General features: G+C 44.7%; 12 protein-coding genes. 6 read left to right on the plus strand and 6 right to left on the minus strand.

From position 1 onward, the window contains the following. Positions 1–176: 176 nt before the first annotated feature. Positions 177–2762, minus strand: coding sequence for a primosomal protein N' (priA, locus tag BJP37_RS01330; protein ID WP_075895869.1), 2586 nt, complete (start codon positions 2760–2762; stop codon positions 177–179). A gap of 470 nt (positions 2763–3232) precedes the next feature. Between priA and BJP37_RS01335 the strand changes: the two genes are divergently transcribed. Next, positions 3233–4354, plus strand: a complete 1122-nt coding sequence (locus tag BJP37_RS01335) for an RNA polymerase sigma factor, RpoD/SigA family (protein ID WP_075895871.1) — start codon at positions 3233–3235, stop codon at positions 4352–4354. A 49-nt stretch (positions 4355–4403) separates the two neighbouring features. Here the strand turns inward: BJP37_RS01335 and BJP37_RS38170 are convergent, their stop codons facing one another. Next, complete coding sequence (locus BJP37_RS38170) at positions 4404–4568, minus strand: hypothetical protein (protein ID WP_158069346.1); 165 nt, start codon at positions 4566–4568, stop codon at positions 4404–4406. Between the two features lie 119 nt (positions 4569–4687). Here BJP37_RS38170 and BJP37_RS01340 point away from each other — a divergent pair, with 119 nt between their 5' ends. Next, positions 4688–5182, plus strand: a complete 495-nt coding sequence (locus BJP37_RS01340) for a GNAT family N-acetyltransferase (protein ID WP_075895873.1) — start codon at positions 4688–4690, stop codon at positions 5180–5182. 130 nt (positions 5183–5312) lie between these two features. Then, positions 5313–5519 carry a glycogen debranching protein gene (locus BJP37_RS01345; protein WP_070390789.1) on the plus strand — a complete coding sequence of 69 codons (207 nt, stop codon included), beginning with the start codon at positions 5313–5315 and terminating at the stop codon, positions 5517–5519. A 158-nt stretch (positions 5520–5677) separates the two neighbouring features. Here the strand turns inward: BJP37_RS01345 and BJP37_RS01350 are convergent, their stop codons facing one another. Then, positions 5678–6742, minus strand: a complete 1065-nt coding sequence (locus BJP37_RS01350; RefSeq protein ID WP_070390790.1) for a potassium channel family protein — start codon at positions 6740–6742, stop codon at positions 5678–5680. Between the two features lie 473 nt (positions 6743–7215). Beyond that, a complete protein-coding gene (gene ruvC / locus BJP37_RS01355) occupies positions 7216–7773 on the minus strand; it encodes a crossover junction endodeoxyribonuclease RuvC (RefSeq protein ID WP_070390791.1) in 558 nt (185 codons plus the stop codon). Positions 7774–8424: 651 nt separating this feature from the next. On the opposite strand from ruvC, the gene BJP37_RS01360 reads away from it, so the two are divergent. Beyond that, positions 8425–9792 (plus strand): gluconeogenesis factor YvcK family protein, encoded by a 1368-nt coding sequence (locus tag BJP37_RS01360; protein ID WP_075895875.1) that lies wholly within the window; start codon positions 8425–8427, stop codon positions 9790–9792. A gap of 96 nt (positions 9793–9888) precedes the next feature. Next, positions 9889–10383 (plus strand): tRNA (adenosine(37)-N6)-threonylcarbamoyltransferase complex ATPase subunit type 1 TsaE, encoded by a 495-nt coding sequence (gene tsaE, locus BJP37_RS01365; RefSeq protein ID WP_075895877.1) that lies wholly within the window; start codon positions 9889–9891, stop codon positions 10381–10383. A gap of 8 nt (positions 10384–10391) precedes the next feature. Here the strand turns inward: tsaE and BJP37_RS01370 are convergent, their stop codons facing one another. Continuing rightward, positions 10392–11747, minus strand: a complete 1356-nt coding sequence (locus BJP37_RS01370) for a dihydroorotase (RefSeq protein ID WP_075895879.1) — start codon at positions 11745–11747, stop codon at positions 10392–10394. A 334-nt stretch (positions 11748–12081) separates the two neighbouring features. Here BJP37_RS01370 and lepB point away from each other — a divergent pair, with 334 nt between their 5' ends. Continuing rightward, a complete protein-coding gene (gene lepB / locus BJP37_RS01375; protein ID WP_075905652.1) occupies positions 12082–12690 on the plus strand; it encodes a signal peptidase I in 609 nt (202 codons plus the stop codon). A gap of 24 nt (positions 12691–12714) precedes the next feature. Here lepB and BJP37_RS01380 read toward each other — a convergent pair whose 3' ends face one another. Beyond that, a complete protein-coding gene (locus tag BJP37_RS01380) occupies positions 12715–14013 on the minus strand; it encodes a dihydroorotase (protein ID WP_075895881.1) in 1299 nt (432 codons plus the stop codon). Between the last annotated feature and the right edge of the window lie 188 nt (positions 14014–14201).

Genomic DNA, 14201 nt, shown 5'->3' on the forward strand with positions numbered 1-14201 from the left:
ATCCATCTGACAAACAGTTTGACAAAACAGTGACCGCCTTTTGTCAGTCAGTCAGGGTCTTAACCTTTACTTCGACTCCTATAACTTTCAACTTTTAACTTTCAACTTTCAACTCCTAACTTTCAACCTTCAACCAGTTTTAAACCTTCAACCTATTTTAAACCTTCAACCTATTTTCAACTTATATTCAACGGATTAACATCAATAGTCAAGCTAATATCTGGAGGACACATATCCTGCAATTCCCGCCAATTCAGTAACCTGGCGGGCACAGTAGGAGAAAACTTAAGCAAAATCTGCCATCGATAGCGACGAGCAACCCGAATCACACTGGCTGGTGCTGGTCCTAGGATATCGTATTCGGCTTCAGGAGTATCTAACCTGTCCGCTAAATCCTCTGCTACCTTCTCCACCGCCACAGGATCCAATCCACTTATGCGCAACAGAATCAAATCACCATAAGGGGGATAGTTCAGTGCTGCCCGTTGTTCCAATTCGTCCGAGATAAACGACTGATAATTATGAGTTTTGACAGCCTGAATCACAGGATGGTCTGGGGAATAAGTTTGAATAATCACCTGACCAGGGTCATCCCCACGACCGGCACGACCTGCTACCTGAGTTAAGGTTTGGAATGCCCGCTCGGATGCTCTATAGTCTGACAAATACAGTAGTCCATCTGCTGCTACTACTCCCACCAGTGTCACCTGAGCCAGATCTAATCCTTTGGTCAGCATTTGGGTCCCCACCAACAAGTCAGCTTCCCGATTAGCGAATTGAGTTAACAAAGTGCGATGAGAATTCTTGGTACGAGTGGTATCACTATCAAAGCGGATAATTCGCAACTCTGGAAACAGCTTCGCCAAATCTTGAACAACCCGCTGAGTACCACTACCGAAAAATTTCAGGTAGGGAGAACTACATTCTGGACAACTACGGGGATGGAGTTGTCCGAAATTGCAATAGTGGCACCGCAATACTTGAGTAGCGCCTTCATGAGTATAGTGATAGGACAAGGAAACATCACAGTTAGGGCACTCCACCACATGACCACAACTACGACAAGACACAAACGTACTGTGTCCCCTGCGGGGGATAAATAAAATCCCCTGTTTCTCTTGTTCCTTTAGTCGTCTCAAGCTGTCTTGGAGAGAACGGCTAAAAATCGACCGATTCCCAGCTTTTAACTCCTGCCTCATATCCACAATTTCCACCGGTGGCAGGGGTCTGGATTGAATCCGTTCCGGTAGGGATAAGTAATGAGTGTTAAGTTCTGGATGCTGAGGAGGTGAACAGGTAAAGGGTTGAACCTCAGGAGCTGAAGAAATAAGCGGATTAATTTCACTATCAATCTCACCATCTCTCGCTCCCCCCATCACCTTAATACTGACCCAGCTTTCCACCGAAGGAGTAGCGGAACCTAAAATAAGGGGACAATTTTCTAATTCTGCTCGCCACTGAGCAACGGTGCGAGCGTGGTAAGTAGGAATGGGTTGGTCTTGCTTGAAGCTGGAATCGTGTTCTTCATCTAAAACAATTAATCCCAACTGGGGCAAAGGGGCAAAAACAGCAGAACGAGTGCCAATCACCACTTGTGGCTCACCTGGGATCATCTGTCGCCAGGTATCATAGCGCTCCCCTTTATTCAAGGCACTGTGGTAAACCCGAACTTTGTCACCAAAGCGAGCCCGGAAACGGTCAGTAATTTGAGGAGTTAAGCCAATTTCCGGCACCAACACCAAAGCCGATTTCCCTTGCGCTAGGATTGGTGCGATCGCTTGTAGATAGACCTCAGTTTTCCCAGACCCAGTCACCCCATGCAACAGCACTTGGGCAAAGCCATCGAGATTATTAATCAGGTCTAATGCATGGGATTGGGCATTTGTCAAGTTTTTGGGGGCATCTGTAGCCATGGTTGGTGAAGTCGCACTGCGCAATACTTCCCTAGGCTCAATCACCACATATCCCTTATCTTCCAAAGAATTTATAGTTGACGAACTAACATTACAAATTTGTGATAGTTCACTCAACCACAAATCTCCTCCACGACGGCGTAGCACCTCCAATACTTCCCGTTGCCGTCGAGTCAGATTAGACCGATTGATATCAGCCACCAGAGTCACAGCTTTCTTCAGCTTAGGACGAGTTGGCTTAGGAGCTTCCAGATAACTTTCCACCCAACCTCGCTTGAGCAAGTGACGTAACCCTGCTTTAGCCCCCTTTACCTGACGTTGGAGGTATTGCCAGCTGTAATCCCCATTGGGTTTAGCCTGGAGAATCTCCAAAATCTGACTTGCGGCTGAATTATTGACAAAGACATGAGCCTCTTTCGGCAAAACCGACGAATTGAGGCGAATTCGACGCTGCGATCGCCCCAACAGTCCTGGAGGTAAGGCAGACCTAATCACTTGGATTAGAGGGGTGCAGTAGTACTGAGCCACCCGCTCTAACAGTTGGCAGTAGGAACTGGGAAAGAAACCGGGACTGATCACCTCTTCTACGTCCTTAATTTTCTCCAGTGGTAAGTCTGGTGGTGGAGAGTCTACAATCCGAATAGCGATCGCTCCTAGCTGTTGAGTCCCGAATGACACACTCAGAACATCTCCAGGATTGATTGATACATCCAATGAATTACGATAAGTATATATACCTTGAACTCCTGGACAATCTACTAGGACTTCAACCCACTTTTCTTGGCCACCACCAGAAAAGTAAAGTGCTCTAGGTTCAGCTAACAGTAGACCTAAAGGAGGATTAGACATAGGGCAGCTTTGGTTTGGGAAGGCTCCTATTCTATCACTATTGATAGATAGGAAAATTCTAAAATATGTGAGATCCTGTTTCCAGAGTCAAAATAAATAATAAAAGCAATGGAAAGAGAATTATCTCTCCTGCTTTCACCCGCTTACTGTAACTAAAATCTATGTAATTAAACATTTCGTAATTACAGATACAACTAGCCAAACTGCTTCTGGTAAGCTTAAAATCATTAATTTATAATCACGTCAATCACACATAAACTACTTGAAGCAGGTTGGGTCACTGATATTTGAGGGTTTGGAGCATGTTTTAGCTACTCTGTCTAGAGTATTAAGTTCTTTGTGAAACCAACAACACCCATTTTTGATAACAGATTTCTCATTAACGGCCAATTTTCAGCAACAGACAGCCTCAATCCCTCAGGGCAACGGTTTTAACAAACTTAAAATACACTTGCAACTCACACATCCCTATGAATATTACAGAATTAAACCAGACTCATACAATGCCTTCTACGGAAGAGAAAGATTTTTTTGTTAGTGATCACATTGAGCCAGAGGAAACTGATTTACAGCGTGTAGCCGTCGAATTCACCGAAGACGATGAACTAGTGGTCTCTACTTCCCATAATTTCCGGAAAAGCGGCTCTGATGACACGGTGGGTGCATTCTTCAAGGAAATGGCTCGTTACCCATTGCTCAAGCCAGACGAAGAAGTAGATTTAGCCCGTCGGGTTAAGTTCCTAGTAGAAATCGACCAACTCCGGAACAGCTTACAGGAAAAATTAGACCGTAAACCAACCAAGGCTGAGGTAGCTGCAGCGGTCGAGATGACAGAACGTCAGTTGGAGGGGAATTTATATCGTGGTCGTGTGGCAAAACGCAAGATGATTCGCTCGAACTTGCGCTTAGTGGTTTCAATTGCTAAACGATATATTAATCGGGGTGTACCATTTCTAGATTTGATTCAAGAAGGTGCGTTGGGCTTAAACCGAGCAGCAGAAAAGTTTGACCCAGATAAGGGTTACAAGTTTTCTACCTATGCTTATTGGTGGATTCGTCAAGCCATTACTCGTACTATTGCCAATGATGCCCGAACTATTCGTCTACCAATCCACATTGTAGAAAAGCTCAATAAACTTAAAAAAGCTCAGCGGGAACTGAAACAACAACTGCAGCGCAATCCTAATGAAATAGAACTTGCTCAAGCGCTAGAAATTTCCCCCTCCCATTTGCGTCAGTTACTAGAATTGCGTAGGCGTTCCCTTTCTTTGAATCACAGAGTTGGTAAAGGGGAAGACACAGAACTGATGGATTTGCTCGAAGACAATGATCTACGGTTGCCCGAAGATAAGATGAATGAATCCATGATGCGCCAGGAGATTTGGGAAGTTCTGAGTGATGTCCTGACTGAGCGGGAAAAAGATGTGATTTCTTTACGGTATGGTTTAGCCAGCAGTGAACCCTACACCCTAGAAGAAGTAGGAGGCATGTTCAATCTCTCTCGGGAACGGGTGCGTCAGATTCAAAGCAAGGCCATGCGTAAGCTACGCCGTCCCCAAGTGGCTCGACGGCTTAGAGACTGGTTGAACTAGTGCAACAGATCTTAGGTCAGCTCGTGACTCCTGGATAAAGGGTAAGCTATCAGCTATCAGCTATCAGCGCTGTAGCCACGCTACCGGAACAGTTTATGCCCATAACCAAAGCTACACCGAACAGCTTTTGAATAAAATAAACTGACGGCTGATGAATAAAATAAGCTGACGGCTGACGGCTGACGGCTGTTGGCGTAGCCTGCGCGTAGCGCATATGCTTACGATAAAGGTTATGTCGAAATCAGGTAATTCCAGTTAATTAGTTACCCATTACCCAAGAAGGTATATGATAATTAATCAAATTGTCTTTTTGATTGTCCCTTTGCCAGCACTATGGGTAACTTTACCTTAAGACCAGCTACAGAAGCTGATGTAGCGATTCTGTTTAATTTGATTAAGGCTCTAGCAGAGTATGAAAAACTCTCCGACGCTGTCACTGGCAATGCTGATCACCTGAAAGAACACCTGTTTGGCGCTAAACCCTATGTAGAGGCGATTATCGTTGAGCAGGCTGGTCAAGGAGTGGGATTTGCACTGTTTTTTAACAACTATTCCACATTTCTAACTAAGCCAGGAATTTATCTAGAAGATTTATTTGTGCTACCGGAATATCGCCGCCAAGGCATCGGTAAAGCTATACTCAGCTACCTGGCTCAGCTAGCAGTGGAGCGTGGCTATGGGCGTTTAGAATGGAGTGTGCTGGATTGGAATGAACCTGCCATCGCATTTTATAAACGTATGGGAGCAGCAGTATTGCCAGACTGGAGAATTTGTCGAGTGACTGGGACGGCTCTCAATCAGCTAGCTGAGTATACTAATCCGAATTAGACTCACTAATGTAGGTCAAATGCTATACTACAACCTATATACAGCTGCGACCCTAAACATCTAGTTGCAGGTGAACGGCAAAAATGACATAGGGTAATTTACATATCGGTTTATATTAAAATAATCACTAATGACTATTTGGGTAAACGAGCAGATTGATCCATCCGGTCTTCTCTACTCTTGTATTGCTACTTGCAACGAAGAGCAGGCGAGGGATTGCCACGAGTCGTTTCAGAATAACTTGACTGATCAGCAAAAAGCAGCGGGTTGGGTTGCCCGATTACGCACAGTTAAGTCTTGGGATGAAGTGCCCGTTAATACCTTGAAACTTAATTAGATCAAATTAGAATTAAGAATTAAAAATTAAAAATTAAGAATTAAGAATTGAGAATTGAGAATTAAGAATTGAGAATTGAGAATTATACATTCATTCTACATTCTGCATTCTAAATTCTACATTCTACATTCTGCATACTGACTTTCTAAGCCCAAGATCTATTTGGGCTTGGGCAGTCGTAGCAAGTTCGAACGGATTGGACCGAGAATCTGGTTTAGCTCACGCAATTGATCAGCTGTGCCCATACAAATCAGTAGGTCTCGTGACATGAGTTTAGTGTCACCGTCTGGTCCAGCAATCAGACGACCGGAATCCCGGCGAATTGCTAGGACCATAGCACCAGTTTGCGATCGCAGTCGGGCTTCCCTGAGGGTTTTGCCCACGCAAGGACAGGTTTCGGGGTCTAGCAGAAACTCTTCCATATAAAAAGAGCTATCAGTTCCGGTTAGAATCCCATCCACAAAATCCATGACTTGGGGTCTAAGGGCTGCAGCTGCCAAGCGTCTACCACCAGTGATGTAGGGAGAAACTACAGCATCTGCACCAGCTCGCTGCAATTTTTGAACAGCTTCTTCAGAGCTAGCACGAGCGATGGCTCGAATTCGGGGATTGAGGGTTTTGGCAGACAAGATAATATAGAGATTTTCGGCATCTGAGGGCAGGGCAGCCACCAGACAAATTGCCCGTTCAATCCCCACATTTAGCAGAGTTTCATCCAAGGTGGCATCTCCGTGTACAGAAATACAACCCATATCCTGGACAGCTTGAACCTGTTCCAATCGGGAGTCAATTGTCACAAATGGGATTCCCTCAGCCTTAAATTCTACAGCAATCTGACGCCCAGTCCGTCCAAACCCACACAAAATGTAGTGTTTCGTCAAACTATCTAGCAAGCGCTTCTGTTGCCTCATGCGAATTCCATCTTGAAAGTAGCCTTGAATTAGGGCTTCTGTAAACCGGTTAACAATGTAACCGATACTAATAATGCCCATAAAAATCAGAGAAATGCTGAATAGTCTTGCCCGATCTCCCATCGGCCGTACTTCTTGATAGCCCACTGTCGAAAGCGTGATTACCGTCATGTAGGCTGAATCCAACCAGCCCCAGCCTTCAACCACCCGATACCACAGAGTTCCAATCAGAAATACACCCCCGAGAGTGATCGCACCGGCAATCAGCTCTTGGCGAAGACGTCGATATTTTTGCTCAAGGGTTGAATACACCGTTGCTTGTCATGGGTTAATTTAACTTATTACCTAGAGAAAATTCAGGTCAAACTGGCAACACCGAAAGCTGACACTGGTTTTTAATATTACATATATAAATATGATTAAGTTTATTGCTTTGCTATCGGTATAGTTCACAGATATAGTTCACAGATATAGTTCACAGATATAGCAGTTCTAAATGATTTCAAAAATATAGTGCCCTGATCGAACGCGATCGCGTCGGCTGTGGCCGTAGGCCACGCTGCGCGATCGCTTAATCGCTATAACCCTTGCCCAGCAAGGATTAAATAGTTTGCAAATTTTAAAACTGATTTAGTATTGCTATATAATTTACAGATATAATTTACAGATATAATTTACAGATAGAGTTCACAAATATAATTTACAGATAGAGTTCACAAATAGAGTTCACAAATAAAGTTCACAAATAGAGTTCACAAATAGAGTTCACAGATATAGTAAAGTGTTCAAGACATATGAAACCAGGCGGTCAATGCGACTGCCAAGGCATCTGCTAAATCATCTGGTTTGGGGATGGTGTCTAAATTTAACTCCCGCATAACAGCCTGCTGAACGTCATATTTATCGGCATTACCATATCCGGTCATTGCCTGCTTAATCTGACCCGGTGTAAACTCTACCATTGGAACTCCATGTTGTGCTGTTACTAATACCACAACACCCCGTGCCTGAGCTACGGAGATCGTAGTACTCATACGGTAGAAAAAAAGTTTTTCAATCGCTACCAGATCCGGTTGGCAGTGTTCAAGCAGGGTGTGTAAATCCTCGTAAATCGTACACAGTCGTGAGCCGTAATCAGTCTTGGCAGGGGTTTGGATGATACCAAAATCTATCAACTGCAATGGTTCAGGGGTTGCCTGTATTGGTGACTGGCTAGAACGCTTTGGCACTCCTAAGGAGCCTTCTGTTTTTCCTAACTTACTAATTTGGGTTGTTTGGCAACTAATTGCGCCAAAACCTAAAGTAGCTAGTCCTGGGTCAATTCCCAAAATTCGCTTTTCCATCTGGCTCACTACAGTTAATCCCTTTCCAGTCTAATCACTAGATTAGGTTAATGGTGTTAGTGCTATCATCCCTAGTACCTAGGCTAGCGCACAGCATTAAGTCAAGAGCTCGGACCAGCTACACCTTAACGAAAATCAGAGAAGTATGGGGTAGCTGACTACTTGGGATTATTCTGTTTCACCCCGTATTTTTTTGGGTTACGCCACTACTCTCATACCCTAAATGGCAACTCAACCGACCTCACCACTTTCCGCATATCCACGAGCAAATTCTGATCATAACGTCTAGGTACCGGATATTGTATTAATCACACCTTAGCCTAATTATCTGAAACTGTCGTGATCAGTACCAGCTTCATGGTGAATTCACTATTGAGGTGCGACCCTAGGGCGCGAGCAATCCCTCGCGCCCTAGGAGGCGCGCACCTTGATCAGTAATATCAATGAAAACCGCTATACCTGAAGGGTGAGCGGCTATGTGAATCACGCACTTTTCACACGAAGGTTTGATTAGGCAAAGAAAGTACCAATCTGACAGGCACTTCCGGAGCCTGAGCCGTTCCTCACTACATGCATCGCCTCCTTGTTAAGTGCTGGAGTTCGACCAGCAATGTCTATCCAGCTTTTGTACTTACCATACTCAGTGTAGTTATGTCCTCAATCAGTCTTTTCAAAAGAGCTCTACGTACCCTACAAAATGAATCGAGAGGTCGAATTCCTCAGCGGGTCAACCGTTGGTTTAAGTGGTTAGCCCCTGGATTACTGGTGAAGCGTTGGATACTTTTAAGTGCTGGTGGTGTAGTGCTAACAAGTTTGGGATTAGCGATTTGGGTAAAGCTGACCCCAGTTTTTTACATCATTAAATTCACAGCCCAAGTTTTAGAGAAAATTACAACCATTATTCCTAACCATGTCTCTGGTCCAATTGCGCTGATCTTGGGTCTGGTTTTCATCTTCTGGGGGCAAACCCGGACGGTAGGATCAATTACGGAAGTTTTAAAACCCGACCACGATCGAAAACTGATTGATGTGCTGATGGATCATCGTCGGTTAAACCGGGGACCGAAAATTGTAGTCATTGGGGGTGGCACTGGTCTTTCTAGTTTACTTAGAGGACTAAAGGTTTATAGTGCTAATATCACTGCTATTGTTACGGTAGCTGATGATGGGGGTTCCAGTGGACGGTTGCGACGGGAAATTGGAGTGTTACCACCGGGGGATATTCGTCACTGTTTAACAGCACTGGCAGACCAAGAAAAGTTGTTAACCGAACTGTTTGAATACCGTTTTCGAGCTGGTAGTGGTTTAGTCGGTCACAGTTTTGGAAACCTCTTCCTGACCGCAATGAGTGATATTACTGGCGATCTAGAACAAGCTGTTGCTGCTAGTTCTCAGGTATTAGCAGTGCGAGGAAGAGTCTTGCCAGCTACCCTAACTGATGTTAGCCTTTGGGCTGAATTAGCTGATGGACGTCGCATCGAAGGAGAGTCTAATATTACTGAGGCTCGGGGAGTGATCAAAAAAATTGGTTGTACTCCCGAACATCCACCTGCTTTACCAGCAGCACTCAAGGCAATTAAGCAAGCTGATTATATTATAATAGGACCCGGTAGCCTCTATACCAGCATTATTCCCAATCTGTTGGTGCCAGAAATTACCGATGCGATCGCAGCTCGCTTGATACCCCGCATCTACGTTTGTAATATCATGACCCAGCCAGGAGAAACTGATGGATATAGTGTCTCTGACCATATCAAAACTATTGATGAAGCCTGTGGAAAAAGGCTATTTAACGCGGTACTGGTGAATCGAAAATACCCCTCAGCTGGGTCACTAATTAAGTATGCTCAAGTTAAGTCTCATCCAGTGTTTCTGGATCGAGAAGAAACTTCTAAATTAGGGCGTCGCATTGTAGTGACCAATGTAATGTATGAAGATGAGGAAACTCATTTAGTGCGGCACAATTCGGAAAGGCTGGCACGGGTTTTATTACGATGGTATAGTCGAGCACATGCTTAGATAAGGTGAGTGCGAGGAAAATTTTTAAAGGAAAATAAAAGCTGAGATATTAACTCAGAATAACCATTATTCGAGGTACTCTATTGCTAATAACTAATGACCAAAATTTTTCTAGCTGATACTCAAGCAACGCGATCGCTAGGTGTGGAATTGGGTAAATCTCTGCCAGCTAGTAGCATCATTTTGCTGGAGGGAGACTTAGGGGCTGGCAAAACAACCCTAGTTCAGGGTATTGGTGAGGGACTAGGCATAACTGATGCCATTGTCAGTCCCACCTTTACTCTGATCAATGAGTATACAGAGGGACGTATCCCCCTGTATCACCTCGATTTGTACCGCTTATCCACCTCAGAAGTAGAGTCATTAAACCCAGAAAACTACTGGGAGGCAATTGAGGTTGCTCCGGGAATTGTGGCCATCGAGTGGGCTGAGCGCCTACACTATTTGCCATCCAGTTATCTACATCTAAGACTAACCTATTCCCAGGAAGGTGGACGTCAGGCTCAATTCACTTGTAACGGTAAGTTTGATTTAACTTGGCTGTTGGATAGGTTATCTGGTTGTTCGCCCTTGGCCTCCAGTGTAGAGTAGGTTAAATCCTAACTAGTAAAAGTTAAAGCTTCACCTCGCACGTCTGTGTTCAATTTTCCTCTGTCGTAGACTACTTGACCTCCAACAATGGTCATCACTGGCCATCCGGTTAATTTCCAACCTTCAAAAGGACTCCATCCGCATTTTGTTAAAAGTTCTTCCCGTAACACTGGGTGGTAAGTTTCCAAATCTACCAGTACCAAATCCGCATCATAGCCAGGAGCGATCGCACCTTTGTTAGGAATTCCATAGGCCTTAGCAACTGCTGTAGACATCCAGTGAGATACTTGAGGCACACTACACCGTCCCTCTATGGCTTGAGTAAGCATCAGTGGTAGAGATGTTTCTACTCCAGGCATTCCCGAAGGAGTGTGGGGGTACCCTTTAGCTTTTTCCTCCAAGGTGTGAGGAGCATGGTCTGTAGCGATAAAATCGATCACGCCATCGAGTAGAGCTTGCCAAAGAACTTCGTTGTCGTGGGAGGAGCGCAACGGCGGATTCATCTGTGCCAGGGTACCAATCTCTGCATAGGCATCGGTATTTAGTAATAAGTGCTGGGGAGTCACTTCCGCCGTCACCCAGCTAGGTTTGTCTTCCCTAAGCAATTCAGCTTCTTCAGCGGTGGATAGGTGCAATATATGCAACCGCCGCTGATATTTTTTAGACAACTTCAGGGCTAACTTGGTGGCATTAAGAGCAGCTTGATTGTCCTGAATCTTAGAGTGAACAGCAGGGTCAGTAATTCCAGCAAATTCCTTACGTCGCTGATTAATTCTAGCTTGGTCTTCCGCGTGTACTGCAATTAAGCGATTGTACTTCCGAGAACCTCCGCTAAAACCTTCAGCAAAAATTGGTTCTATCACTGCTTCATGATCTACCAATAGTGCACCATGAGCTGAACCCATGAATATCTTAATCCCACAAGTCGGCTGGGCATTGTGCAAATCTGGCTGATTTGCTGGTGTTGCACCGATAAAAAAGCCATAATTAACTAAACACTTATCTGCCGCTCGCTTGAGCTTGTCATCCAGTGGGGCTTGGGTTGTCGTCGGAGGACGAGTATTCGGCATCTCTAAAAAGGACGTCACTCCACCCTTGGCACAGGCACAACTGGCAGTAAATAAGTCTTCCTTATGTTCTAGACCTGGTTCCCGAAAATGGACTTGGGGATCAATTACCCCTGGCAACAAAGTTAAGCCAGTAGCGTCTATTTCTTTATATGCCGTAACGTCCGTTGGCACTGGGATGTCTGGGGCAACCTGAACAATCCTTCGACCGCAGGTGTGGATATCCCCCAGTAAAAATTCACCAGAGGGCAATAGAATACGAGCATGGCGGATAAACAAGCAAAAGTCAGACAACATAGGAGGATGTTAAAATTTGACAGTGTCCCTGCTCGGTGTCTAGGTAGATACAGTAGATACAAACCTGAGATATAGCTAAATACAGACAACCGCAGCTAACCTACCACCATGGCACAAAGAAACAGGGTTGTCCTGCCAAATTGACATTATTGACAAAACTTTACATAATCTTCATTTAGGCTCCCCTACTAACTTGAAATTTTTAAGATCTAGCTACAAAACCCCAAAGGTTTAAATTTGCTGTTAAATTTGCTGTTAAATTTGCTGATAATTTCCCAATCAGCTATTTGTTGAAATTTCCTCAATCTTGTGTATCGGTAGTATTTGAATGGATATGAGTCGTGTACCAGATAAAAGACCAGAAAAAAAACCTACACAGCCTTCTAAAGACAATGCTTGGGTAGAAGGGATTAAAACGATTACCTTGAGTGCTGTTCTTGCCTTTGGGATTCGCACGTTTGTGGCAGAAGCGCGATACATCCCATCGGGATCAATGCTACCGACACTACAGATTAACGACCGCTTGATTATTGATAAGATAAGTTATCGCTTTTTCCAAGACCCACAACGAGGAGAAATTGTGGTATTTGCTCCCACTGAAAGGCTGAAAGAGCAAAATTTCAAAGATGCTTTTATCAAGCGCGTAATTGGGTTACCCGGTGACAAAGTTTTGGTTAAAAATGGTCGAGTTTATATCAATGATCAAGAAATAGAGGAAAAGTATATCGAAGAAGCACCACAGTACGATTTTGGACCGGCAACAGTACCAGCAGATCAATACCTAGTACTGGGAGATAACCGTAACAATAGTTACGACTCTCACCACTGGGGCTTTGTCCCTCGTGACAAAATTATCGGTCGTGCGGTAGTGCGGTTTTGGCCATTAAATCGGATGGGGAAATTGAAACCAAATCCGAGTTACCCTGAAGGCTTGAATCAGTAAACTGGCTTATGAAGTCTCAGTACTTCATAAGTCATATTTACGACTTGCTGGACACCAAGTTTGCACGACACGACCAATTAATTCTTGCCCTAGCCAGGGGGTATTACTAGAAAGGGATTTAAGGTTTTTTTGGTGAACAATCCAAGGGGATTGAGGATTGAATAAGACTAACTCAGCCGATTGACCAGGAGCAGTGCTAGGGGGGTCTTGCTGTAGGCAAATAGCAGGATTTGTGCTAAGACTTTTCCAAAGTTCTAAGGCTGACCAATCCCCTGTCTCGACTAGAGTATGCCAGAGTAGGGGTAGGACTAGCTCTAAACCAATCACTCCTGGTGGTGCTTCCGCAAAGGCAACGGTTTTTTCTTCATAAGTGTAGGGAGCGTGGTCAATTGCGATCGCATCAATAATCCCCTCCCGAACACCTCGGATCAGTGCAGCTTGGTCAACTGGGTTTCCCAACGGCGGTTCCAAGCGCAAATTGGAGTTGTAACTGCATAAGTCTTCCGTATTGAGCAATAGATGCATCCAAGTGGTACTGGCTGTTACTGGCAACCCCGCTGCTTTGGCTGATTCAATCAATTGGACAGCGCGACTGGTGGAGATACGCATGAGATGGACTGGTGTGCCAGTTGTTGCTACAACTTCTAATAAGGCAGCGATAGCGGATGATTCTGCGATCGCAGGATTCCCTGGCAAACCCAAACCAATTGATTGGATACCTTCTCGCATCACTCCCCCATTTGCCAACTTAGGGTCACAAGCCCAAAGTGCCACTGGTTTACCCAAGGGTTGTAGGTATTCCAACAACCGGCGAACTAGCCCTAAATTACATAAAGGACCTTGATCCGTAAATCCCACTACTCCCCCTAGAGCTAGTTCGGCTAATTCAGTCATTTGCTGTCCTTCTAAAGCGATGGTGAAGGCACCCCAGTGATAGAGTTGAGGTGAGGAAGGGGGGAGGGTCAGATAGGCAGAGTTTTGGAGTTCTTGCCGTTGTGCTAAAACAGCAGCATTGTCTAGGGGGGGGTTAGTGTCAGGCAAAATGGCTAAGCGAGTAAAGCCTCCATTTGCCCCTGCTGCCAGTAGTGAAGACCAGGTTTCCCGCTGTTCATGTCCTGGTGCACCAGAATGGCTGTAGAGGTCTACTAGTCCTGGTCCTAAAATGTGTCCCTGACAATCTTGCACCACTGTATCCCCAGAGATTTCTTTGATTTGAGTTTCCACTGCCGTGATTACACCATCAGTAATCAGCACATCAGCGAGTTGGTCAATTCCAGAAACTGGGTCTAAAACGCGGACTTGTTGAAGTAGTTTACTATTCATTGGGGAAAGGGAAAAGGAACAATAATTGGCTTTTAACTCAATCCCCCTTTCTAGGTACTCATATCTAAATTACTTGTTATGACGACTTATTTTTTACCTTACTACGTACAATTTTAAAATACCACTTTGCCAGATTATGTCAGACCTCTGAAGAGGTGACGAAATAGCCGGAAACCCTTTACGCTTAA

The organism is Moorena bouillonii PNG, assembly GCF_001942495.1.
Classification (GTDB): Bacteria; Cyanobacteriota; Cyanobacteriia; order Cyanobacteriales; family Coleofasciculaceae; genus Moorena; species Moorena bouillonii.